This is a genomic window from Variovorax sp. FW301-JW7 (assembly GCF_058788795.1).
Map to the genome: position 1 here is coordinate 19,476 of NZ_JBYTBC010000012.1, position 22,954 is coordinate 42,429.

Consider the following 22,954-nt stretch of genomic DNA (forward strand, 5'->3'; position numbering starts at 1 on the left):
GCGCTTTTTCTTTGCCTGTCTCCCAGGCCGTCAGCGCTCGGTCCAGCGGTACATCGGCCCCACGATCAGCAACACCGCCACCAGCCGGCACACCTGGAAGGCCGTGACCACCGGCACGCCCAGCTGCAGCACCTTGGCCGTGATCGACATCTCGGCGATGCCGCCGGGCGAGGTGCCCAGGATCATCGTGGCTGGATGCAGCCCCGTCGCCCCCGCCAGCAGCCAGGCCGCGCCGGCGCACAGCACCAGCATGCCGACCGTGCCCAGCGCCACCGAGCCGAGCCAGCGCGGCGCCGTGTGCAGGAACTCGCGGCTGAAGCGCACGCCCAGGCTCACGGCGATCACCAGCTGTGCGGTGTTCGACAGCCAGGTCGGCACGGCCGACAGCGACTGCCCCGCCACAGTGAAGCCCATCGCCACCAGCAGCGGCCCCATGAACCACGGATTCGTGCGACCCAACGCCCGCATCACGAGCCCGCCCACGCCGGTGGCCAGCACCAGCAGGGCCAGCCCGGCCGGGTTCACCTCGCGCACGCCGGGCGGGTTGATCTCCAGGCCGTGCAGCCCGCTCCACTGCATCGCGAACGGGATCGTCACCGTCACCACCATCAGGCGCAGGCTGTGCGCGGCGGCCACCAGGTCGGTGCGCGCACCGGCCGATTCGGCCAGCAGCGTCATCTCCGAAGCCCCGCCGATGGCACCAGCGAAGTAAGTCGTGGCTCTCATGGATTTCGCCGGCACATGCGGCATGCGCGCCGCATGCACGCGGTGCAGCCAGCGGCCGAAACCCCAGCCCAGCAGCAGCGCCCAGCCGATGGCCAGCAGGATCGCCCACCACACGCCGGCCACCAGCGTCACCACCTGCGGCGTGAAATACAGACCCAGCGCCGTGCCGATGGCCCATTGGCCCATGTTGCGCAGCGGCGTGTGGCTCGCGGTCGGCAGGCCCGCGATCGAGGCCAGCGACACCGCGAACAGCGGGCCGATCATCCAGGGCAGCGGGGTGTGCAGCGCGACACAGGCGAGTGCGGCGGCCAGCGCCAGCAGCAGCGTGGCCAGCACGCGAAGGGGAAAACGAAAGGACACGGGCAGAGAAAGCAGCGGAAAAGGACGACAGCCCGGTGCGGGGCGCCGGGCATAGTATGGCGGGATGCCTCCTCGCCCTTCCCGTGCTTCCCGGTTCCTCGCGCCCCTGGTCGCCGCCGCCCTGCTCGCCGGCTGCGCCGCGCTGTCCGCCGAGGCGCCCGTCGCGCGCCGCGTGGCGGCCCTGCTGCCGGCCGATGCCCTGCTGCTCGGCGAGCAGCACGACGCCCCCGAACACCACACGCTCGAGCGCGAGACCGTGCAGGCCCTGGCCGAGCGCGGCCAGCTCGCCGCCCTGGCGCTCGAGATGGCCGAAGAAGGCCGCAGCAGCGCCCGCCTGCCCACCGATGCGACCGACGCGCAGGTGCAGGCCGCCCTCGGCTGGAACGACAAGGCCTGGCCCTGGACGCGCTACGGCCCGTCCGTGATGGCCGCCGTGCGCGCCGGCGTGCCGGTGGTCGGCGCCAACCTGCCGCGTGCGCGCATGAAGGACGCGATGGCCGACGTCTCGCTCGACGTGCAACTCAACGGCGAGGCCTACGCCATGCAGCAGGAGGCCGTGCGCGAGGGCCACTGCAAGCTGCTGCCCGAATCGCAGATCGGCCCGATGACGCGCATCCAGGTCGGGCGCGACCGCGCCATGGCGCAGGCGCTGGTGAAGGCCCGCCAACCCGGCAAGACGGTGGTGTTGATCGCCGGTGCCGGCCACGTCACCAAGGTGCTGGGCGTGCCGCAGCACCTGCCGACCGATGTGTCGGTGAAGACCGTCCACCTGCAGGCCGGTGGTTCGACTGAAGACGACACCGCCGCCTACGACGCCACCTGGCGCACGCCGGCGCTGCCCGAGAAAGACTACTGCGCCGAACTCAGGCAACCGCCCGCCAAGCGGCCCTGAGATGAACCCCGTCTCCTACTTCGAAATCCCGGTCCAGGACATGGCGCGGGCCCTGCGCTTCTACGGCGCGGTCTTCGGCTGTGCCTTCGAGCGCGCGACCGTCCATGGCAACGACATGGCGTTCTTCCCATACGCCGAAGGCGGTCGCGGTGCGAGCGGCGCCCTGGCCCAGGGCGACAGCTACGTTCCGGGGAAATCCGGCGCACGCCTGTACTTCAGCGTGCCCGACATCCAGGCCACGCTGGCCAAGGCCATCGAGGCCGGCGGCACCGTGCTGTTCCCGGAAACCGAGGCGGGCAGCTTCGGCTCCGTGGCGGAGATCGAAGACCTGGAAGGCAACTGCATCGCGCTCGCGCTGCACACCGCAGCGCGATGAACCGGCTACCGGCCGCCGCTCAGGCGTGCTTCTTGATCGAATCCGCCAGCGTGTTGACCAGCGTGTCGATGTGCTGCTTCTCCACGATGTAAGGCGGCGCAATCACCAGCACGTCGCCCGCGGCCCGCACCAGCGTGCCCTTGTGGAAGCAGTCGAGGAACACCTCGTACGCCCGCTTGCCCGGTGAGCCGGCAATGGGCGCCAGCTCCACCGCCGCCGCCAGGCCCAGGCTGCGGATGCCGATCACGTTCGGCAGGCCCTTGAAGGTGCTGTGGAAGGCATCGCCCAGCACCTTGCCCATCTCGCCGGCGCGCGCGAACAGGTTTTCTTCCTTGTAGAGATCGAGCGTGGCCACCGCCGCCGCGCAGGCCACCGGGTGGCCCGAGTAGGTGTAGCCGTGGAAGAATTCGACCACGTGCTCGGGCGCGTCGGTCTTCATCATCGCGTCGTAGAGCTTGTCGCGGCAGATCACGCCGCCCAGCGGAATCACGCCGTTGGTCACGCACTTGGCGAAGTTCAGCATGTCGGGCACCACGCCGAAGAAGTCGGACGCGAAGTTGGTGCCCATGCGCCCGAAGCCGGTGATCACCTCGTCGAAGATCAGCAGGATGCCGTGCTTGTCGCAGATCTCGCGCAGGCGCTTCAGGTAGCCCTGCGGCCCCAGGTACCAGCCGGCCGAACCGGCCACCGGCTCCACGATGATCGCGGCGATGTTGCTCGGGTCGTGCAGCGGCAGGATGCGCGTCTCAAGTTCGACCAGCGGGTCTTCGGCCCACACCGGCTCCTGGTTGTGGATGTAGGCATGGTTCACCGGGTCGTGAATGAAGCGCATGTGGTCCACGCGCGGCAGGAAGGCCGAGCCGAACACCTTGCGGTTGCCTGGAATGCCGCCCACCGACATGCCGCCGAAGCCCACGCCGTGGTAGCCCTTCTCACGGCCGATGAACACGTTGCGGTGGCCCTCGCCGCGCGCGCGGTGGTAGGCCAGTGCCACCTTCATCGAGGTGTCGGCGGCCTCGGAGCCCGAGTTGCAGAACAGCACCTTGTTCAGGTCGCCCGGCGCCAGCGCGGCGATCATCTCGGCCGCCTTGAAGGCCTTGTCGTTGCTGACCTGGAAGGCGGTGGCGTAGTCCAGCGTGTCCAGCTGCTTCTTGATCGCCTCGTTGATCGGCTTGCGGTTGTGGCCCGCGCCCACGCACCACAGCGAGGAGATGCCGTCGACCACCTTCTTGCCGTCGTGCGTGGTGAACGTCATGCCGTCGGCCGCCACGAACACCCGCGGGTCTTTCTTGAAATGGCGGTTGGGCGTGAAGGGCAACCACTGGTTGTCCATGTTGAAGTCCTGGAAGGCCATGTCTCGCTCCTGCGGTTATGTATGGAGGGAAAATCGCGATTCTGGCACCCCTGCCACAATCCTGCCCCTGATGACGACCACTACGCCTGCCTACATCCTGAACCTCTCCTGTCCCGACCGGACGGGCATCGTGCACGCCGTGTCGGGCTTCCTGCTCGAGCGCGGCGCCAACATCGAAGAGGCCGCCCAATACAACGACCACGGCACCGGCCTGTTCTTCATGCGCGTGCGCTTCGCCTGCGGCGAGCACAGCGAAGCCGTGCTGCGCGAGGAGCTGAAGGCCTTCGCCACCGGCTTCGGCATGAGCCTGCAGCTGCACGCCGCCGCCGACCCGATGAAGACCGTGATCCTGGTCAGCAAGGAAGGCCACTGCCTGAACGACCTGCTGTTCCGCTGGAAGAGCGGCCTGCTGTCGATCGACGTGCGCGCCATCATCTCGAACCACCGCGACTTCTACCAGCTGGCTGCCAGCTACAACGTGCCCTTCCACCACATCCCGGTGACGGCCGCGACCAAGGCGCAGGCCGAGGCGAAGCAGCTGGAGATCATCGAGGCCGAAGGCGCCGAACTCGTGGTGCTCGCGCGCTACATGCAGATCCTGAGCAACGACCTGTGCAAGAGCCTGGCCGGCCGCGCGATCAACATCCACCACTCGTTCCTGCCCAGCTTCAAGGGTGCCAAGCCCTACTACCAGGCGCACGACCGCGGCGTGAAGCTGATCGGCGCCACCGCCCACTACGTGACGGCCGACCTCGACGAAGGCCCGATCATCGAGCAGGACGTGGCCCGCGCCGACCACACCGACACGGTCGAAGACCTCACGGCCCGTGGCCGCGACACTGAAAGCCAGGTGCTGGCCCGCGCCGTGAAGTGGCACAGCGAGCACCGCGTGCTGCTGAACGGCCACCGCACGGTCGTGTTCCGCTAACCCTCAACCCTCCTCACCGCCGCTCCCAGATGCGCCTGCAGCTTCCGCTTTTCGCCCTCGCTGCCGCTCTGGCAGCGCCCGCCACCTTCGCCCAGGACGCACGCGCCGGCAGCGCCCCGCTGGCGCCCGACGCGCTGTTCGCGCGCGTCTCGCCCAGCGTCTGGCTGGTGCAGGCCAGCGACGCCCAGGGCAAGGTCCTGGCCACCGGCAGCGCGGTCGCCACCGGCCCGGGCACGGCCGTCACCAGCTGCAAGCTGCTGGCCAAGGCCAGCGCCGTGGCGCTGCGCCGCGACAACGTGAGCTACGGCGCCGCGCTGGAGCACCCGGACGTCGAACGCGACCTATGCCAGCTACGCATCGCGAACCTCGTGTCGCCCACCCTGGGCGTCGTGCCCGCGGGGGCGTTGCAGGTCGGGATGCCGCTGTACGTCATCGGCGCGCCACGCGGGCGCGAACTGACGCTCGGCATTTCCATGCTCGGCGGTGTGCGCCGCAATGCCGCGGGCGCGCTCGAGTCGCTGCAGCTGGCCACGCCGACCGAAGCGGGCCTGGCCGGTGCCGGCCTGTTCGATGCGCAAGGTCGCCTGGTGGGCCTCGTCGCCGGCTCGGCCCCGGCAACCCTCGCCATGCCGGCCGCGTGGATCGCAGAGCTGCCGACGCGCGGCCAACGCGCCATCGAGCGCCTCGCCGCCCAGCCGGCTCCGACGTCGCTGCTGCGCCCGAACCTCGTGGAGTACCAGCTGCACGACCGGCTCACCAACACGCACCGCAAGGTGATCTACCGCGCGGACACGGCCACCACCACCGACGATCGCCTCAGTTTCAACAACGGCGGTTGGATCGAGAAGCCGGGCGGCGAGGTGATCGGCGTCACGACGGCCGTGGCCGGCGAGTTCGACAGCGTCATGCCGCCGGGCGGTTGGGCCCGGCCGAGCCTGGAGCCCGATGCGGCCTGGGCCTCCGAGTACGACACCACCATGGGCGGCACGCGGATCAAGATGGACCTGCGCGCCACCGTGGTGGACGACGCCGCCACGCTGCCGTTCGACGGCCGCGAGCTCAAGGTGGTGAAGATCGATTACCGCGGCCACACCCAGCGCTTCGCGAACGCGGGCGCCTGGAGTGGCAACCAGTACGGCACCTACCGCGCCAGCGTGTGGTTCTCGCCGGAGCTGGGCCGCGTCGTCCGCTTCGAAGTGCAGACGCGCGGCGGTGCGAGCGGCGGCGCGTTCCAGGTCAGCGAAGTGCTCGAGCTGGTGAGCATCCGCTAGCCCCGGGCGCGCGCCGCGCGCTCTCTATCGATCAATTGCGGTACGGGTTGTCCGGACGCCGGTCCTGGCGGTTCGGCACGCCGTCGCCGTCGCGGTCCCAGCGGCCGCGGTTGTATTCCCAGCGGCCATTGTTCTCGCGCCACTCCGGCGCGCGGTAGGCATAGCCCGGGCGGGCACGCACGTACATGCCGCGCACCCACACATGGCGACCGCCACGCCACTCATAGTGGCCCGGCGACCACACATAGCCGCGACGCGGCGGCGGCATGCGCTCGTAGCGCGGTGGGGGCGGCGGCCCCTGGATGGTGATCACCGCCTGCGCCTGCGCGGCCGTGGGAACGGTCAGGGCGCCCACCGACAGCAGCGAAGCGGCACCGATGGAAAGAGCGACTGCGAGTGTTTTCATGAGAAAGCCCCATGGTTGTTGGAGGAGCCTTCATGCTGCCGGGACCGTGTGAAGCGCCTGTAAGCGCTGCGCGAAATCTTGTGTAGAGCTGTTTCGCCGCGATGGCCGCGCTTTATTCCTGCAATTCGCGCAGGTCGATGGCCGCGGCCATGGCCGCGTGGCCGGCGCGGTTGGGATGCAGGTGATCGCCGCTGTCGAATGTCGGATTCAGCTGACGCGGCGCAGCGGGGTCGCGCAGCACGGCATCGAAGTCGATCACGCCGTCCACGTCCTGGCGGCTGCGCACCCAGCGGTTCACGGCCTCGCGCATGGCCTCGTTGGCGTCGGTGCCGTAGAGGGTGTTGCCGAAGGGCGGCACGGTGCCCAGCAGCACCTTCACGCCCTTGGCGCGCGCCTGCTTGACGAGCTGCCCCAGGCCCTCGGTGATGCGCTCGGCCGTGGGCACGTCGTGCGGCGGCACCTTCAGGCCGGGGATGCCCGCGAAGATGGCGCGGCCGATGTCGTTGGTGCCCAGCAGCACGATGACGTGCGTCACGCCGCTCTGGCCCAGCGCATCGCGCGCAAAGCGCGACAGGCCGTCGGGACCGATGCCGTCCACCAGCAGCCGGTTGCCGCCGATGCCGGCGTTGATCACCGACACCGCATGCGCGGCCTGCGGGCTGTCGCGCAGCCGCGTGGCGAGCATGTCGGGATAGGCGCCATCGCCCGACTCGCCACCGCCCGCGGTGATCGAATCGCCGAACGCCACCACGGTGCGCACGGGCTTCGTGGTGAGCACGTCGAGCCCGGTCACGATGTGGCTCATCGGCAGCGTCGTCGCTTTCGGCAGCCGGGGCGACGCCACGGCGTTGCCATGGGCCAGCCAGCCCGTGTCGGTGGACAGCAGGTACATCGTGGCGAAGGGGGTCGCGCGGTCGAGAAAAAGGCTCACGGCCACGCCCTGGCCCGCCGCGACGTTCAGCGCCACGCCGTCGCTCCAGGCTTCCGCGCCCGGCGCCACGGTGACGCTGGCGCGACCGCCGAAACGCAGCGTGCGCAACGAGGCCGGCGAGACGGCATCGCCGCCCGTGCCCAGTGCCACGGTGGCGGCGGCGATGCGCAGCGGCGCCTTGCCGAAGCGGTTGGACACGCGCACGCGGATGCGCTCGCCGTCGAGCGTGGGGCGCATCATTTGGCGCAGCGTCTGGCCGCGGAAGATGTGGTCGCCCGGCCCGCCGATGGCGTTCGTGGCGGGGTTCGCATCCAGCTCGGCGAAATCGAGCGGCGCCACGGCCCAGCTCGCCACCCAGCGGGCCTCGGCCGGCTGGCGCGCGGGCGGCTCGACCTTCTCGGCCCACACCGCCTGCATGCCCACGAGCAGCACCGCCAGGCCGAGAACGGCCAGCCAGTGTGCGGGGGAGACAGCGGCATCGCGCAGACGCGCGCGCCAGCGGGCGGAAGGGTTCATGCGTGCAAAGCGCCCCAGTGTACGGAGCCGCCTTGCCCGCGCAGGTGACGAGGTCTAAGCCTGCGTTACCAAGTGTCGACGTAGGCCGAGACCGCCTCGGTCGGCCGCGTGGCCGACGCCAGCCCGCGCACCAGCCAGCTGCGCGTGTCGGCCGGGTCGATCACGGCATCGATCTCCAGCGTCTGCGCCATGTGGATCGCCTCGCCGTTCGCGTACTGCTGCGCCACCAGCTGCTTGAACAGCGCGTCGCGCTCGGCGCCCTCGGGCACGGCCGCGAGTTCCTTGCGAAAGCCCAGTCGCACCGCGCCTTCGAGGCCCATCGCACCGAACTCGCCGGTGGGCCAGGCCACGGTGAACACGGGCGCATCGAAGCCGCCGGCGGTCATGGCCTGCGCACCCAGGCCGTAGCCCTTGCGCAGCACCACCGCGAAGAAAGGCACGCGCAGGTGCGAGGCCACCATGAACATGCGGCACACGTGGCGCACCTGCGCCTGCGCCTCGACCTCGGGCCCGACCATGAAGCCGGGCGTGTCGCACAACGACACGATCGGTAACCCGTGGGCATTGCACAGTTGCATGAAGCGTGCGGATTTGTCGGCCGCCTCCACGTCGATCGCGCCGCCCAGGTGGTGCGGGTTGTTCGCCATCAGGCCGACCGGCTTGCCCTCGATGCGTGCGAGCGCGGTGACGATGCCCGCGCCGAAGCCCGCGCGCAACTCGAGCAGCGAGCCGGTGTCGGCCACGCCGCGCATCGCGGCGCGCACGTCGTACACGCGCAGCCGGTTCTCGGGCACCACGTGGCGCAGCGTGCGCGGATCGGCGCATTGCCAGTCGCTCACCGGACCCTGGAAGTACGACAGGTACTGCTTCGCAGCCGCCACGGCCGCAGCTTCGTCTTCCACCAGGATGTCGATCACGCCGTTGCGCGACTGCACGCTGCTCGGCCCGATCTGCTCGGGCGCGAAGGTGCCCAGGCCGCCGCCCTCGATCATCGCGGGGCCGCTCATGCCGATGTTGCTGCCCTTGGTGGCAATGATCACGTCGGCGCAGCCCAGCAGCGCCGCGTTGCCCGCGAAGCAGCGGCCATGCACGATGCCGACGACGGGCACCTTGCCCGACAGCGCCGCGAACCGGCTGAAGGTGTGGTTGTTCAGGCCCGCGACGATCGGCATGTCGGTGTCGCCCGGCCGCCCGCCCCCGCCCTCGGCGAACAGCACGACCGGCAGCTTGAGCTGGTGCGCCACCGCGAGCAGCCGGTCGGTCTTGTGGTGGTTGCGCATGCCCTGCGTGCCGGCCAGCACGGTGTAGTCGTAGGCGAGCACGGCGCAGCGCGATTTCTCTGGGCCGAACTGTTTTGCGTTGACGCTGCCCAGCCCCGTCACCATGCCGTCGGCCGGCGTGTTGGCGATGAGGTCTTCGAGCGCGCGGCGGCGCGTCTGCGCCGCGATGGCGAGCGCGCCGTACTCGATGAAGTTGCCCGGGTCGCCGGCCATGTCGCACAGGTCGGCGATGTTCTCACGCGCGGTGCGCCCGCCCTGCGCATGCCGCTTGTCGACGGCCGCCTTGCGGTTCGCATCCAGCGTGGGCGCATGGCGGTCGATGACCTTCTGCAGGTCGGGACGGATCGCGTCGAGGTCATGCGCGACGCGCGCCTGCGCCTCGACACCCTGCGCATCGACGGCCTCCAGCCGCACCAGCGACTGGCCTTCGACGAGGTAGTCGCCCGGTGCGGCCAGCAGCGCCAGCACACGGCCGGCCACAGGCGCGTGCAGCAGGTGCTCCATCTTCATGGCCTCGAGCACGCCGAGCTGCGCACCGGCGGGCAGCACGTCGCCCACCGCGACTTCGAACTGCACCAGCTTCGCGGGCATCGGCGCCTTGACGGTGAGGCCGTCGTCTTCGCCCTCTTCCTGCACCGGTGCGCTCACCGCTGCGGGCGCGGTGACCTTCTTCGTGTGCTTCTCGAACGCCTTCGCGTCGGCGAGCAGGTCGCCCAGGTGCGCTTCCACGAAGCGCGTGTGCACCGCCTGCGTCGCGAACTCGGGCCGCGCGGCAATGGCGCACAGCAGCGGCAGGTTGGTGGCGATGCCGTCGATGTGGCATTCGTCGAGCGCGCGCAGCGAGCGACGCAGCGCGTCCGCAAAACGCGGCGACGGCGAATGCACGATGAGCTTGGCCAGCAGCGTGTCGTAGTGCGGCGAAGGTGCCAGGCCCGCATAGCCGTGCGTGTCGACGCGCACGCCGGGGCCGGCCGGCAGGTCGAAGCGCGCGAGCGTGCCGCCCGCGGGGCGTGCGTTGCCTTGCGCGTCGAGCGTCTCGGCGTTGATGCGCCACTGCACCGCGAAGCCGCGCTGCGGCGCCGTGCGGCCGGCCTCCACGCCGAGCGCGTCCAGCGTGTCGCCCGAGGCGACGGCGATCTGCAGCTGCACGAGGTCCAGCCCCGTCACGGCTTCTGTCACCGTGTGCTCGACCTGCAGGCGCGGGTTCGCCTCGATGAAGACGAAAGGCAAAGTGGTCGACGCGGCATCGACCAGGAATTCGAAGGTGCCGAGACCGCGATAGCCCACGGCCTTGGCCATGCGCAGCGCGGCCTGCGTGACCTGCGCGCGCAGCGGCTCGGGCAGCGAGGGGCTCGGCGCGATTTCGACCAGCTTCTGGAAGCGGCGCTGCAGCGTGCATTCGCGCTCGCCGAGGCTGGCCACGGCGCTGCCGTCGCCGAGCACCTGCACCTCGATGTGCCGTGCGTTGCGCATCAGGCGCTCGACGTACACGCCCTCGATGCCGAACGCCGCCTTGGCTTCGGACATGCAGCGCGCATGCGCCTCGGGCAACTCTTCGGCGTTCAGCACCGCGCGCATGCCGCGCCCGCCGCCGCCGCCGATGGCCTTGACCATCACGCCCGCGCCCTGCGCATGCTGCTCGGCGAAGAAGGCCTGCGCCTGCGCGAGCGTCACCGCACCGGCGCTGCCGGGCATCACGGGCACGTCGCACTGCGCGGCCAGTTCGCGGGCGCGGGCCTTGTCGCCGAACAGGCCCAGCTGCTCGGGCGTGGGGCCGATGAAGACCAGGCCCGCGTCGGCGCAGGCCTGTGCGAAGTCGGCGCGCTCGCTGAGGAAGCCGTAGCCGGGATGCACCGCATCGCAGCCTTGTGCCTTCGCCACCGCGATCAACGCGGCCACGTCGAGGTAGGCCGAAGGGCCGGTCGCGTCGAGCGCCACCGCCACGTCGGCCAGCTGCACATGCAGCGCGGCGGCATCGTCGCGCGCATGCACCGCCACGCTGGCAATGCCCAGGTCGCGCAACGCGCGCACCAGGCGCACGGCGATCTCGCCGCGGTTGGCAATCAGAACTTTGGAAAACACGCGAGGAAGCCTTTCAGGTCTTGTCTTTGAGCAGGCGACGCAGCACCTTGCCCGCGCCGGTGGTCGGCAATGCATCGATGAAGCTCACGGCGCGCGGCGCCTTGTAGCTCGCCATGTTCTCGCGCGCCCAGGCCACGAGCGCGTCGGCCTCGAGCGCGGCGCCGGGCTTGCGCACGATGAAGGCCTTCACGACCTCGCCCTTCTCGGGGTCGGGCTGCGCGATGACCGCCGCCTGCGCCACCGCCGGGTGCTTGATGAGGATGGTCTCGACCTCTTCGGGGAACACGCTGTAGCCCGAGACCTTGATCATTTCCTTGAAGCGGCCGATGAAGGTGAGGTAGCCGTCGGCGTCGAGCTTGCCCATGTCGCCCGTGTGCACCCAGCCGTTGCGCAGCGTGGCGGCCGTGGCTTCGGGCTTGTTCCAGTAGCCCTTGAACGAGCCGGCGCTGGTGAGCACGATCTCGCCGACCTCGCCCGTGGGCATGTCGGCCTGCGTCTCGGTGTCGATGATGCGGATGGTCACGCCCGGCACCGGCACGCCCTGCGTGCCCCAGCGCGGCGCCACGTGCGGCGTGTAGGTGTCGCAGGTGTGGGTTTCGCTCAGGCCGTAGGCGGCCTCGAACGAGCTGCAGTGGTTGGCGTGCGAGCGCCACTGCGCGGCCAGCGGTTCGGTGAAGGCGATGCCGAAGCTGGTGACCGGGTTCATCTTCAGGCTCGACAGGTCGAAGCGGGCGATGTCGGGCACCTGCATGCAGGCCACGTTCATCGGCGCGATGCTGTACCACCAGCTGACGTCGTAGCGATCGATGGCCTGCAGCACGGCGCGCGGATCGAAGCGGTGCATCAACACCGAAGCGGCGCCGCTGAGCACGGGCACGTTGACGCCCATCAGCATGCCGGCGATGTGGTACAGCGGCGCGATCGACAGCAGCACGTCGTCCGGCCCCACGCCGTTGCAGTCGGCCGCGGCGCGCGTCTTGAAGAGCGCGTTGCCGTAGCTGAGCATCGCGCCCTTGGGCAGGCCGGTGGTGCCCGAGGTGTAGGTCATGAGCGCGATGTCGTCCATGTCGATGGCGACGGGCTGCGGCGTGGCGCCGCTGCGCATCACGGTGAGGAAGTCTTCGCAGCCTTCGGGCACGCTGCGTTCGGCCGTGCGCTCGGCGGCCAGTTCGGCCGGCAGGTCGAGCGTGGGCTCGGCGGGCAGCAGGTCGGCGTAGTGCACCACGAACACATGCGCGAGTGCGCTTTCGGCCTGCACCTTGCGCACCACCGGCATGAGCGGCGCGGCCGCGACGATCACGCGCGCCTTCAGGTCGTTGACCTGGTAGGCCAGCTCGTGCTCCTTGTTGAGCGGGCCGCTCGGGCAGACGATGGCGCCGATCTTCTGGATGCCGAAGTGCGCCACCAGGTACTGCGGGCAGTTGTTGAGGAACAGCACCACGGGTTCGCCCTTGGCCACGCCCAGGGCCTGCAGGCGCGCGGCGAAGGCGTCGCTCGCGCGGTCGAGCTCGGCCCAGCTCAGGGCCTGGCCGTACCAGAGGCAGGCGGTGGCGTCGCCGCGCGTGCGTGCGTGGTCGCGCAGGTAGGCGTGCAGGGGCTGCTGCACGCGAGGCGGCAGCTCCTTCAGACGTGCGGGGGTGGCGGGCGTTGTCTCCATGGCGTCACTTTCTCAGGGTTATCGATAGCCGCCTGCACAGGGCCGGCGCTTGCCAATGCGGCATCGTGCACGAACAATCCTACCCATGGGTATAACTTCCGCGACACCGAACAAACCCTCTGCCACGCACACGGCACTGGCGGCACAGCCGCACCTGCCGCAGGGTACGGGCCGCCAGCGCGCGGCCACGCAGGGCACCGACCTGCAGCGCGAGCGCATCCTGCAGGCCGCGGCGCAGCTGTTTGCCGCGCAGGGCTACGCCAACACGACCATGGCGCAGATCGTGCGCGAGCTGGGCGTGACCAAGCCTTTCGTGTACTACTACTTCCGCGACAAGCAGGAGATCTTCGAGACGCTGTCGTGGCGCCCCGCGGTCGACTGCTTCACCGCGCTCGACTTCGCCGCCGCCGACCCGCGCCGCGCGAGCGAGAAGGTGATGGAAGGCATCGAGCGGCTGATCCGCGCCACCATCTCGCACCACCCGGTGGCCTTCTTCGCGTACCGCGAGCCGCAGGTGTACCGCCCCGAGTACCTCGAAGCGCAGAAGAAGCTCGCGTACCACTTCTACGACCTGCTGTGCCCGCTGCTCGAAGAAGCCCGGCGCGACGGCGACCTCGACTTCGACGAGACCAAGATCACCGCGCTCGCGGCCTGCAGCCTGCCGGGCTTTCTCTACAGCTGGTACCGCCCCAACGGGCGCCTCTCGCCCGACGAGGTGGTGGCGCAGCTCACGAAGCTGGCCAGCCGCGTGATCGGGCTGCGCGCGACGCACTGATTCCGTCTTTCACACACCCTCCGGAGACACCCATGAAGCTCACGCATGCGCCCCTGGCGCGGATCGCCCTTGCCTCCTTGTTTGCCATCGCCGGCACCGCGGCACAGGCACAGCAGCCGACCTACAAGATCGCCTACATCGATCCGCTGTCGGGGCCTTTTGCCAACGTGGGCGAGCTGATGCTGATGCACACGCAGTACGCCATCGAGGACATCAACGCCAAGGGCGGCGTGCTCGGCGGCATGAAGCTGCAGCTGCTGCAGTTCGACAGCAAGCTCTCGGCGCAGGAAAGCCAGAGCGCGCTGCAGGCGGCCATCGACCAGGGCGCCAAGGCGATCGTCACGGGCGGTTCGGGCTCGTCGGTGGTGACGGCGCTGGTGCTGGCCGTGGCGCGCTGGAACCAGCGCAACCCGGGCAAGGAGCTGATCGTGCTGAACCACTCGTCGATCGACCCCGAGATGACCGGCAAGGGCTGCAGCTTCTGGCACTTCCAGACCGAGGCCAACACGGCGATGAAGATGAAGGCGCTGGCCAACTACATCAAGAAGACGCCGGACGTGAAGAAGGTGTACCTGCTCAACCAGGACTATGCCCACGGCAAGCAGTGGGCCAGCTACGGCCGCCAGCTGGTGGGCCTGGCGCGCCCCGACATCCAGTTCGTCGGCGAGACGCTGCACCCCATCGGCCGCGTGAAGGACTTCGCGCCCTACATCGCCAACATCAAGCAAAGCGGCGCCGACTCGGTCATCACCGGCAACTGGGGCCAGGACATGACGCTGCTGCAGAAGGCCGCGGGCGACGCGGGTTACAACCTGCGCTACTTCAACCACAGCGCGGGCTCGGTGCCGGGCACCGTCACCGCCGTGTCGCAGGCCAAGACGGGGCAACTCACCTGGGTGGCCGAATGGCACCCGGGCCAGGCCGACACGCCGAAGGTCGACGCGCTGGCCAAGGCCTACAAGGCCAAGACCGGCAAGGACTTCCTCGCGCCGCGCATCGATATGACGCCGCGCCTGCTGGCCGCCGCCATCGCCAAGGCCGGCAGCGCCGACACGGTGAAGGTGGCGCGCGCCCTCGAAGACCTGAGCTTCGACTCGGTGGTGGGCCCGGTGCGCATGCGCGGCGAAGACCACCAGCTGCTGCTGCCGCAGGTGGTGAACACCATCGCGCCGGTGGACGGCAAGGCGGTGAAGACGGGCTGGGAAGGCACCAACTACGGCTTCCGCACCGATGCGGTCTATACCGGGAACGAGCTGGCGCAAGGGACCGACTGCAAGATGGTCCGACCCTGACTGAGTTCTTTCGGGGGACGTGCCCGGGCCACTGTGAATGACGATCACGCTGACGGCGTGATCGCCCCCTGCGCCGCGTCATTGTTTCCTAGGGAAACCCCGTCCTGCCCACCCCCTGTGCCATCGGGATACTCCGGATTCGCATCCCGGACATCCGAAGCGGGTCCATACCGAAGGCACAACAAGGTACACCATGGCAGGAAAGAACTCGCTCCATCCGATCCCCCATCCGGCGAAGAAACCCTTCGTCGGCAATCTGCTGTCCATCGGCTCCGACTCGCCGGTGCTCGACATGTGGAAGATCGCGCAGGACCTCGGCGGCATCTACTGGCTCGACATGCCGGGCATGCCGGTGATCGTGGTGTCGTCGCCCGCGCTGGTCGACGAGCTGTGCGAAGAGCCGCGCTTCGACAAGAGCACGCGCGGCGCGCTGCGCCGGTTGCGTGCCGCGTCGCACGGCCTCTTCACGTCCGACACGCACGAGGAGACGTGGTCGAAGCCGCACAACATCCTGTTGGCCAACTTCAGCCAGCGCGCGATGCAGGCCTACCACCCGATGATGCTGGACATCGCGGGCCAACTGGTCACCAAGTGGGAGCGCCTCAATTTCGATGAAGAGGTGGACGTGGTGCGCGACATGACCGCGCTCACGCTCGACACCATCGGCCTGTGCGGCTTCGGCTACCGCTTCAACTCGTTCTACCGCGAGGGCTTCCATCCTTTCGTCGATGCGATGGTGCGCACGCTGGAGACGGTGCAGAACCGGCGCGGCATTCCGCTCGAGGAGCTGATGCTCAAGAAGGAGCTGGCGCAGCAGCGCAAGGACATCCGCTACATGCACAAGATGGTGGAAGACATCATCGAGGAGCGGCGCGCCAGCGGCGCCGACATCGCCACCAAGCCCGACCTGCTGAGCTACATGATCGCGGGCGTGGACAAGAAGAGCGGCGAGAAACTCACCGACAAGATGATCCGCGACGAGTGCATCGAATTCCTCATCGCGGGCCACGAGACCACCAGCGGCCTGCTGTCGTTCGCCATCTACTTCCTGCTGAACAACCCCGAGGCGATGGCCAAGGCGCAGGCCGAGGTCGACAGCGTGTTCGGCGGCGACACCACGCAAAAGCCCACCTACGCGCAGGTCAACCGGCTGCAGTACGTGATGCAGGTGCTGAAGGAATCGCTGCGCCTGTACCCGACCGCGCCCGCGATCTCGATGCGCGCGAAGGAAGACACCAAGATCGGCGGCCAGTACACGATCAAGAAGAACAACATGGTCATCATGCATGCGCTCGCGCTGCACCGTGACAAGGGCATCTGGGGCGAGGACGCCGACCAGTTCAACCCCGACCACTTCAGCCGCGAGGCCGAGCGCGAGCGGCCCGTGAACGCCTTCAAGCCCTTCGGCAACGGCCAGCGCGCCTGCATCGGGCGGCAGTTCGCCCTGCAGGAAGCGGTGCTCACGCTGGGCATGATCCTGCAGCGCTTCAACCTCGTCGATCACACGGGCTACAAGCTCAAAATCAAGGAAGCGCTGACGATCAAGCCCGAGAACTTCAAGATCAAGGCGCTGCTGCGCGACCCGGCCTCGCGCCCGCGCGGCAACGCAGAGGCGACGGCCGCGCCCGCCACGCCGACGAAGCCCGCCGCGCGCAAGCCGCAGGCGGCGCGCCACGGCACCTCGCTGCTGGTGCTGCAGGGCTCCAACCTCGGCACCGCCGAAGACCTGGCGCGCCAGCTGGCCGAGGCCGGCGAGCTGCGCGGCTTCTCGACCCAGCTGGCCTCGCTCGACGACTATGCCGAGCGGCTGCCGGCCAGCGGCGCGGTGGCGATCGTCTGCGCCTCGTACAACGGCGTGGCGCCCGACAACGCGGCGGAGTTCCACCGCTGGCTCGACAAGGCCGACGATTCGCTCAACGGCGTGCGCTTCAGCGTCTTCGGCTGCGGCAACACCGACTGGGCCGCCACCTACCAGGCGGTGCCGCGCCGCATCGACGAGCGGCTCGAGGCGCTGGGCGCCGACCGCGTGCACGCGCGCGGCGAAGGCGATGCGCGCGAGGACATGGACGGCGCCTTCCAGGACTGGAGCGACGCGCTGTGGCCCGCGCTGGTGAAGACCTTCGACATCAAGAACGGCGCCGACACGCCGGCCGAGGCCGAGCCGCTGTACACGCTCGAAGAGCTGCCGCCGCCGCAGAAGAACGCACTGGTCGATGCGCTGGGCGCCGTGCCGCTGCGCGTGATCGAGAACCGCGAGCTGCAAAGCGCCGGCGCCAACGGCGAGGCCGGGCGCTCCACGCGTCACGTCGAGCTGATGCTGCCCGAGGGCGTGAACTACGTGCCCGGCGACCACCTGAGCGTGGTGCCGCGCAACAGCCCCGCGCAGGTCGAGCGCGCGATGGCGCGCTTCGGCTTCGATCGCTCGGCGCACGTGCGCCTGTCGGCCGTGCCGGGGCGCAAGGCGGCGCTGCCGGTGGACCAGGTGATCGCGGTCGATCGTTTGCTGGGCGACTACGTCGAGCTGCAGGACGTGGCCACGCGCAAGCAGATCGCCACGCTGGCGGCGCACACCGAGTGCCCGTTCACCAAGCCGAAGCTGCAGGCGCTGTCGGGCAGCGACGAGGCCTCGCAGGCCGCGTACAAGGCCGAGGTGCTGCACAAGCGCAAGTCGCTGCTGGAGCTGCTCGAAGAGCACCGCGCCTGCCAGGTGCCGTTCGCGGTGTTCCTGGAAATGCTGTCGCCGCTGTCGCCGCGCTACTACTCGATCTCCTCGTCGCCGACGATGACGCCGGGGCGCTGCAGCGTGACGGTGGGCGTGGTGAGCGCGCCCGCGATGTCGGGCAAGGGCACCTTCGAGGGCGTGTGCTCCAACTTCCTGGCGCGCGCCGAGGCCGGCGACACGGTGCACGGCGTGATCCGCGAGACCACGGCCGAGGGCTTCCGCCTGCCGGAGGATGCCAACCGGCCGCTCATCATGATCGGCCCGGGCACCGGCCTGGCGCCGTTCCGCGGCTTCCTGCAGGCGCGCGCGGCGCAGGTCGAGCGCGGCGAGGCGCTGGGCGAGGCGATGCTGTTCTTCGGCTGCCGCCATCCCGAGCAGGACTTCATCTACGCCGAGGAACTGCAGGCCTGGTCGCACCGCGGCCTGATGAAACTGCACACGGCCTTCTCGCGCGCCGGTGACCGCAAGGTCTACGTGCAGGACCTGATCCGCGAACAGGGCGCGGCCGTGTGGAAGCTGCTCGAAGCGGGCGCCGTGGTGTACGTGTGCGGCGACGGTTCGCGCATGGAACCCGACGTGCGGCGCACGCTCAGCGACCTCGCGCGCGAGCACGGGCAGGACAGCGCGGCGTGGATGGACAGGATGATTGCCGAGCAGCGCTATGTGCTCGACGTGTGGGCCGGGGCCTGAAGAACCCAGTCTGGAGCCCCAAAGAAGAAGACCGGCATTCGCCGGTCTTTTTTCATTGGGAGTGTTCGCCCCGGGTCAGACGTTGCGGTCCGGGTCCGGGTACACCAGCGGCCCGAGCATGCCGCGGTTGAACGGCTTCCACTCGCCCTCGGGCTGCGCCAGCCGGTCGGCCACCGCATAAAGCACGGCCGGGTGCGCGCCGAGCCCCAGGTGGCTCGCGACCACCTCGATGTTCTCGGACTGCGGACCGGTCTTCTCGAGGCTGCAGCGCCACGCCACGACACCGTCGGTGCGGCTGAAGATCGAGGTCGTGGGCACGGGCGGCGTGGGTTCGACGAACTTCATGCGGCGCGGGTCGTGCGAGCTCTGGCCGCTCACGCCTTCGTACACGCGCCAAGCGTTGGTGGCGCGCGGGCTGCCCGAGAACGGGCTGCCCAGCGTGATGACATTGCGGATGAGGTCCTTCTGCGCCGAGGCCAGCAGCCGCGCGTACACGCCGCCCAGGCTCCAGCCGATCACGCTGACCTTCTGGCCGCTCTTGTCGGCCAGGGTCTTGAGCAGGTCGACCATGCCGTCTTCGACGCCGGCGCGCGGGCCCAGGTTGCGGCCCTGGCCCCAGCCGTGCGCGTCGTAGCCGCGGCTGCACAGGTAGCGGCGCAGCAGCAGCGTGGACACGTCGCTGGCCACCAGGCCCGGCAGCACGAGCACGGGGTGCCCGTCGCCACGCGGCGCGAGCTGCAGCAGCGGCCACATGGCGAGGCCGGCGCCGGTTTCCCAGAGAGCGCGCGCTTCGGCCAGCAAGAGCAGGCGCGACGGCGGTGCGATGGGTTCGTGGGTGGCGGTGGTCATGATGGCGGCTTCCTTTCTGTTTCTTTCTTCTGTAGGACGACGATGGGGGTGCGAAGTTGCATTCCCCGTCGGACGACGACTTCATTTATCCGAGGTATTTGCCCCTCAGGTAATCAAGATAAGCCCTCGATTCGCTGGAAACATACGGAGAAACCAGCGTGAGTGTGTAGAAAGCCGCCAAACCGGGGTCGGCTTGCGCCAGGGCGTCGCGTCCCGGCACCAGCCGTTCGAACGAGAGCCAGCAGGTGGTGGTGAAGACCATCTGCAGCGCGAGGATGCGGGCCTGCTCGGCGCTGGTCTCGATCACGCCCGAAGCCACCAGCCCTTCGCACAGCGTCTGGGCCGCCAGCAGGTTCTGCGCGGTCATGGCCTGGGCACGCTGCCCCAGGGCCGGGTACTCGCTGGCCAGGAAGGCCATGTCGCGGTAGATGAAGCGGTATTCGTCGATGGCCTCGAAGCGCAGGTGCAGTGCGAGCCACAGGTCGTCGATGGCGGCAATGGACGCCGACGAGCCGTTGAGCACCTCGAGCCGCTGCTCGAAGCGCCGGAACAGCCATTCGACGATCAGCCGCTTGGCCTTGAAGTGGTAGTGCAGGTTGCCCGGGCTCATGCCGAGCTCGGCCGCGATCTTGTGCGTGGACACGGCCGGAAGGCCTTCCGCGTTGAACAGCGCAAGGCTGGTCTGCAGGATGCGATCGCGCGTGGTGTTGGAGCTGGCCACAAGCGGCGTGTTGCGTGCGTTGCGTGCCGCTCAGCGCTTGCCGCCGGAGCCGCCTGAACTGGCGCGTGGGCCGGACGGTTTCTCGAGTGTCGCGAGGCGTTCGCGCAACTGCGCCACCTCGTCGCGCAGGGCCTGCACCTCGTCGGCGCTGGGCATGCCCAGGCGTTGCAGGGCGGTGGCGACACGCTGGTCGAACACGTCCTCGAACTTGCGGATGCCGAAGGTGTCCAGGCTGGGGAAGCCGCGCGTCAGCGCCGCCTTGGCACCCGCTGCGTCGGCCTTGCCGTGCCCGATGCCGAGCAGGCCTTCGATCACGTTGGCCTGGCGCTTGGCGACGTCGTTGCGCACGTTGTCCAGCGCCTTGAGGCCGGCGCGCAGCAGCGCTTCGGCCTTGTTGGTGCCCGCCGCAGCAGTGTCTGCAGGCGGAGCTTTCGCAGCCGGCGCCGCCTTGCGGGGCGCGGCTTTCTTCTTCGCCGCCGGAGCCTTCTTCGCAGGCGCCGCCCTCTTCTTCAACTTTGCAGTGTCATCGGGACGGGTCGCCATGCGGTGGTGCTCCAGGGGCGGTAGAAATGAAAAGGGCGCAGTCAGCGCCCCGGGATCAGGCCGCCTTGCGGGCAGCGCGGCGAACCGGCTTCTTGGCCGCAGCGACCTTGGCCTTCACGGTGCGCACAGGGGCGGCTTCTTCGGTGCCGCTCACACGGGCTTCGATCTGCTTGGTGCCGGCGACGATGCGGTCGGCGATCTGCACCGACACGGTGGCGAAGGGCTGGTTCACGGCCGACAGGGCGTTCAGCACGGTGGTGGCAGCGGGCGATTCGATCTGGGCGACGCGGTTGGCGACGGTTTCGATGCCGCTGGTGGTGCCGGCGGCGACGCGGTCCATCGCGTTCACGATGCGGCTGGTGTCGATGTCCAGGCGGTTGGCCAGGAAACCATGCACCTTCTCTTGCGCGCCGATCAGGTTGGCCTTGATCTGCTCGCTCACCAGCGGGATCTGGCGGTTGCCCAGGAACTCGCTGTAGCGCGAAGCGGCACCGCCCAGCAGGCGTTGCACGCCGGTGCGGTAGGCACCGACCAGGGTCTTGCCGGCGTCGTTGTACTGGCCGACGACGTGGATGGCGGCGGAAGCGATGTTGGTTTGCGTGGACATGTGAGATTTCCTTGAAGTTGAATGGCTCGCGGGGAATCGCGATGGGCCAATCATCTTCCGCAGGGCCTAGGCCTGGAAAACTAGAACGGTCGGAAAACTAGTCCAACTGCCCCAATTTTTTGCCCAGGCCGGGCCCGCCTGTCGATCATGCCGCAGCGGCGCGGGGCGATGCGGCGGCCTTGCGGGCCGCGGGCCGGGGCGCGGCCTTCTTCGCTGCAGCCTTCTTCGCAGGGGCTTTCTTCGCTGCCGCCTTGACCGGTGCGGCCTTGGCAGGCGCCTTCTTCTTGGCTGCGACGGCCTTCACCGGCGCCTTCTTGCGCGCGGCCGGCTTGCGGGCGGGGGCTTCGGCCTTGGCTTCTTCTTTCTCTTCCGGCGCAGGCGCGGCCACGGGCTTGGGCGCAGCCGTCGCACCGGCTGCGGCCGGGTACTTCTCGGTGAGCGACATCAGCAGCTTGTGCTCGGCCAGCAGGTAGTCGCCGATCTCGGTGATGTCGGGCACGGCGCGGCGGCAGGCGATCAGGCCGTAGTCCATGCGGCCGTTGTAGCTCTGCACGGTGACGTTGAGCGCCGTGCCGTGGCTGGCGATCGACACCGGGTAGTAGCAGGTGACCAGCGCGCCCGCGAAATACATCGGGAACGGCGCGCCCGCCACGTTCGAGACGGCCACGTTGGCCGCCGGTGGCAGCAGGTTGACGATGCCCGAGCGCCCCACCATCGAGGCGATGCCCGACATCAGCCAGGGCGCGGCAAAGGTCGGGAAGTCGTCCAGGATCACCGCCTTGAAGCGGTTCATCGTCGACTTGGAGCTGTTCGACGAGGTGTTGATCGCCTTCAACCGCTGCACCGGGTCGGTGATGTCGGTGGCCAGGCTCACGAGGATCATGCTGGCCTGGTTGTTGGCCGTCTGGTCGCCGGCCTCGCGCAGGCTCACCGGCACGCCGGCCACCAGCGGCTTGGCCGGCAGCTCGTTGTTGTCGGCCAGGTAGTGGCGCAGCGCGCCGGCCACGGTGCCCAGCACCACGTCGTTGAGCGACACGCCGAAGTGCTTGGCGATGTACTTGGTCTCGGCCAGCGAGATGGTGCGGCCCGCGAAGGTGCGCTGGTTGGTGATCGACACGTTCAGCGAGGTGCGCGGCGCGAAGAGGTTGAACTTCTTCGGCGCGGCGGCCACCGCCTTGTCGGCCGCCTTCTCGTCGGGCTTGGCCAGGCCGCCGATGGCGCGTGCGATGGCCGGCGCCATCTTGAAGAGCTTCACGTACTGCTGCGCCGTGTTGCGCAGCGCGGCGGTGGCGAGCTCGGCCATGCCCAGCTGGTAGCCGCTGCTGCGCGGACGCGCACGCGGCGGCTTGATCACGCGGCCCGTGGCCTCCAGGTCGAAGATGGCCTTGCCCACTTCCACACCGGCCTGTCCGTCGATACCCGCATGGTGCACCTTGGTGTACAGCGCCACCTGGCCGCTCTGCAGGCCGTCGATGATGAAGAACTCCCACATCGGGCGGCTGCGGTCGATGAGCGTGGAATGCAGCCGTGCCACGTACTGCTGCAGCTGGCGGTTGGTGCCGGGCTTGGGCAGCGTGATGTGGCGCACGTGGTAGTCGATGTCGATGTCGTCGTCGTCCACCCACACGGGGTTGGACATGTCGAAGGGCATCAGCGCGAGCTTGCGCGTGAACACATCGGCCAGGTGGATGCGGCTGGCCATGAACGCCTTGGCGTCTTCGTAGAAGTCGCCCTTGTAGCCCTTGGGCAGGTCCAGCACGTTGAGCGAACCCACATGCATCGGCATCTCGGGGGTTTCCAGGTGCAGGAAGGTGGCATCAAGACCGCTCAGGTGTTTCATGTGTGGTTCTCCTCGTTGGGGCATGCGCCGTCCGGCAGGATACCGTGGGCATCGCGTTCGTGGGCCTTCGCTTCTTCAGTGTTTCCACCGGGGGAAGGCACGCGCGGGACAGGGGTTTGCCCCAAGCTTTGCGGGG

Annotated in this window: 18 protein-coding genes; 7 read left to right on the plus strand and 11 right to left on the minus strand. The window is 69.2% G+C overall.

Annotation, left to right across the window (positions count from 1 at the left end; translation table 11 throughout):
• Positions 1–30: 30 nt before the first annotated feature.
• Positions 31–1,086: an AbrB family transcriptional regulator gene (locus AC3WQM_RS26465; RefSeq protein WP_492682923.1), complete on the minus strand. Its 1,056-nt coding sequence runs from the start codon at positions 1,084–1,086 to the stop codon at positions 31–33.
• 64 nt (positions 1,087–1,150) lie between these two features.
• Here AC3WQM_RS26465 and AC3WQM_RS26470 point away from each other — a divergent pair, with 64 nt between their 5' ends.
• Entirely contained in the window at positions 1,151–1,978 is an 828-nt protein-coding gene (locus AC3WQM_RS26470; RefSeq protein WP_492682925.1) for a ChaN family lipoprotein, read from the plus strand.
• Between the two features lies 1 nt (position 1,979).
• A complete protein-coding gene (locus tag AC3WQM_RS26475) occupies positions 1,980–2,354 on the plus strand; it encodes a VOC family protein (protein WP_492682927.1) in 375 nt (124 codons plus the stop codon).
• Between the two features lie 19 nt (positions 2,355–2,373).
• Here the strand turns inward: AC3WQM_RS26475 and aptA are convergent, their stop codons facing one another.
• Entirely contained in the window at positions 2,374–3,708 is a 1,335-nt protein-coding gene (aptA, locus tag AC3WQM_RS26480) for an omega-aminotransferase AptA (RefSeq protein ID WP_492682929.1), read from the minus strand.
• Positions 3,709–3,778: 70 nt separating this feature from the next.
• On the opposite strand from aptA, the gene purU reads away from it, so the two are divergent.
• Positions 3,779–4,636: a formyltetrahydrofolate deformylase gene (gene purU, locus AC3WQM_RS26485; RefSeq protein ID WP_492682931.1), complete on the plus strand. Its 858-nt coding sequence runs from the start codon at positions 3,779–3,781 to the stop codon at positions 4,634–4,636.
• 29 nt (positions 4,637–4,665) lie between these two features.
• A complete protein-coding gene (locus AC3WQM_RS26490; RefSeq protein WP_492682933.1) occupies positions 4,666–5,907 on the plus strand; it encodes a S1 family peptidase in 1,242 nt (413 codons plus the stop codon).
• Positions 5,908–5,938: 31 nt separating this feature from the next.
• Here the strand turns inward: AC3WQM_RS26490 and AC3WQM_RS26495 are convergent, their stop codons facing one another.
• The 4 genes from AC3WQM_RS26495 to AC3WQM_RS26510 form a co-directional block, all read right to left on the minus strand.
• Complete coding sequence (locus AC3WQM_RS26495) at positions 5,939–6,313, minus strand: YXWGXW repeat-containing protein (RefSeq protein WP_070063838.1); 375 nt, start codon at positions 6,311–6,313, stop codon at positions 5,939–5,941.
• 112 nt (positions 6,314–6,425) lie between these two features.
• Positions 6,426–7,760: a GDSL-type esterase/lipase family protein gene (locus tag AC3WQM_RS26500; RefSeq protein WP_492682935.1), complete on the minus strand. Its 1,335-nt coding sequence runs from the start codon at positions 7,758–7,760 to the stop codon at positions 6,426–6,428.
• A gap of 65 nt (positions 7,761–7,825) precedes the next feature.
• The gene (locus tag AC3WQM_RS26505) at positions 7,826–11,122 is read right to left on the minus strand and encodes a carboxyl transferase domain-containing protein (protein WP_492682937.1); all 3,297 of its coding nucleotides are present in this window, start codon (positions 11,120–11,122) and stop codon (positions 7,826–7,828) included.
• A 13-nt stretch (positions 11,123–11,135) separates the two neighbouring features.
• Positions 11,136–12,779: an AMP-binding protein gene (locus AC3WQM_RS26510; protein WP_492682939.1), complete on the minus strand. Its 1,644-nt coding sequence runs from the start codon at positions 12,777–12,779 to the stop codon at positions 11,136–11,138.
• 85 nt (positions 12,780–12,864) lie between these two features.
• Between AC3WQM_RS26510 and AC3WQM_RS26515 the strand changes: the two genes are divergently transcribed.
• The 3 genes from AC3WQM_RS26515 (at position 12,865) to AC3WQM_RS26525 (ending at position 18,258) form a co-directional block, all read left to right on the plus strand.
• The gene (locus AC3WQM_RS26515) at positions 12,865–13,554 is read left to right on the plus strand and encodes a TetR/AcrR family transcriptional regulator (RefSeq protein WP_492682941.1); all 690 of its coding nucleotides are present in this window, start codon (positions 12,865–12,867) and stop codon (positions 13,552–13,554) included.
• Positions 13,555–13,586: 32 nt separating this feature from the next.
• Positions 13,587–14,846 carry a branched-chain amino acid ABC transporter substrate-binding protein gene (locus tag AC3WQM_RS26520; protein ID WP_492682943.1) on the plus strand — a complete coding sequence of 420 codons (1,260 nt, stop codon included), beginning with the start codon at positions 13,587–13,589 and terminating at the stop codon, positions 14,844–14,846.
• Between the two features lie 193 nt (positions 14,847–15,039).
• Positions 15,040–18,258 carry a bifunctional cytochrome P450/NADPH--P450 reductase gene (locus AC3WQM_RS26525; protein ID WP_492682945.1) on the plus strand — a complete coding sequence of 1,073 codons (3,219 nt, stop codon included), beginning with the start codon at positions 15,040–15,042 and terminating at the stop codon, positions 18,256–18,258.
• A gap of 75 nt (positions 18,259–18,333) precedes the next feature.
• On the opposite strand, the gene AC3WQM_RS26530 is transcribed toward AC3WQM_RS26525, so the two are convergent.
• The 5 genes from AC3WQM_RS26530 to AC3WQM_RS26550 form a co-directional block, all read right to left on the minus strand.
• Positions 18,334–19,107, minus strand: a complete 774-nt coding sequence (locus AC3WQM_RS26530) for an esterase/lipase family protein (RefSeq protein WP_095950078.1) — start codon at positions 19,105–19,107, stop codon at positions 18,334–18,336.
• An 85-nt stretch (positions 19,108–19,192) separates the two neighbouring features.
• Complete coding sequence (locus tag AC3WQM_RS26535; RefSeq protein WP_492682947.1) at positions 19,193–19,828, minus strand: TetR/AcrR family transcriptional regulator; 636 nt, start codon at positions 19,826–19,828, stop codon at positions 19,193–19,195.
• Between the two features lie 30 nt (positions 19,829–19,858).
• Complete coding sequence (locus tag AC3WQM_RS26540) at positions 19,859–20,371, minus strand: phasin family protein (RefSeq protein ID WP_492682949.1); 513 nt, start codon at positions 20,369–20,371, stop codon at positions 19,859–19,861.
• Between the two features lie 55 nt (positions 20,372–20,426).
• Positions 20,427–20,978, minus strand: a complete 552-nt coding sequence (locus AC3WQM_RS26545) for a hypothetical protein (protein ID WP_159279676.1) — start codon at positions 20,976–20,978, stop codon at positions 20,427–20,429.
• Positions 20,979–21,123: 145 nt separating this feature from the next.
• Positions 21,124–22,818, minus strand: coding sequence for a WS/DGAT/MGAT family O-acyltransferase (locus AC3WQM_RS26550; protein ID WP_492682951.1), 1,695 nt, complete (start codon positions 22,816–22,818; stop codon positions 21,124–21,126).
• Between the last annotated feature and the right edge of the window lie 136 nt (positions 22,819–22,954).

What these genes read in the sequence shown, in the direction of transcription:
- AC3WQM_RS26510 (WP_492682939.1), bottom strand. Translation starts at nt 12,779, where the DNA reads ATGGAGACAACGCCCGCCACCCCCGCACGTCTGAAGGAGCTGCCGCCT.
- AC3WQM_RS26550 (WP_492682951.1), bottom strand. Translation starts at nt 22,818, where the DNA reads ATGAAACACCTGAGCGGTCTTGATGCCACCTTCCTGCACCTGGAAACC.
- AC3WQM_RS26515 (WP_492682941.1), top strand. Translation starts at nt 12,865, where the DNA reads ATGGGTATAACTTCCGCGACACCGAACAAACCCTCTGCCACGCACACG.
- AC3WQM_RS26545 (WP_159279676.1), bottom strand. Translation starts at nt 20,978, where the DNA reads ATGTCCACGCAAACCAACATCGCTTCCGCCGCCATCCACGTCGTCGGC.
- AC3WQM_RS26470 (WP_492682925.1), top strand. Translation starts at nt 1,151, where the DNA reads ATGCCTCCTCGCCCTTCCCGTGCTTCCCGGTTCCTCGCGCCCCTGGTC.
- AC3WQM_RS26530 (WP_095950078.1), bottom strand. Translation starts at nt 19,107, where the DNA reads ATGACCACCGCCACCCACGAACCCATCGCACCGCCGTCGCGCCTGCTC.
- AC3WQM_RS26495 (WP_070063838.1), bottom strand. Translation starts at nt 6,313, where the DNA reads ATGAAAACACTCGCAGTCGCTCTTTCCATCGGTGCCGCTTCGCTGCTG.
- AC3WQM_RS26475 (WP_492682927.1), top strand. Translation starts at nt 1,980, where the DNA reads ATGAACCCCGTCTCCTACTTCGAAATCCCGGTCCAGGACATGGCGCGG.
- AC3WQM_RS26540 (WP_492682949.1), bottom strand. Translation starts at nt 20,371, where the DNA reads ATGGCGACCCGTCCCGATGACACTGCAAAGTTGAAGAAGAGGGCGGCG.
- AC3WQM_RS26490 (WP_492682933.1), top strand. Translation starts at nt 4,666, where the DNA reads ATGCGCCTGCAGCTTCCGCTTTTCGCCCTCGCTGCCGCTCTGGCAGCG.
- aptA (WP_492682929.1), bottom strand. Translation starts at nt 3,708, where the DNA reads ATGGCCTTCCAGGACTTCAACATGGACAACCAGTGGTTGCCCTTCACG.
- purU (WP_492682931.1), top strand. Translation starts at nt 3,779, where the DNA reads ATGACGACCACTACGCCTGCCTACATCCTGAACCTCTCCTGTCCCGAC.
- AC3WQM_RS26500 (WP_492682935.1), bottom strand. Translation starts at nt 7,760, where the DNA reads ATGAACCCTTCCGCCCGCTGGCGCGCGCGTCTGCGCGATGCCGCTGTC.
- AC3WQM_RS26520 (WP_492682943.1), top strand. Translation starts at nt 13,587, where the DNA reads ATGAAGCTCACGCATGCGCCCCTGGCGCGGATCGCCCTTGCCTCCTTG.
- AC3WQM_RS26525 (WP_492682945.1), top strand. Translation starts at nt 15,040, where the DNA reads ATGGCAGGAAAGAACTCGCTCCATCCGATCCCCCATCCGGCGAAGAAA.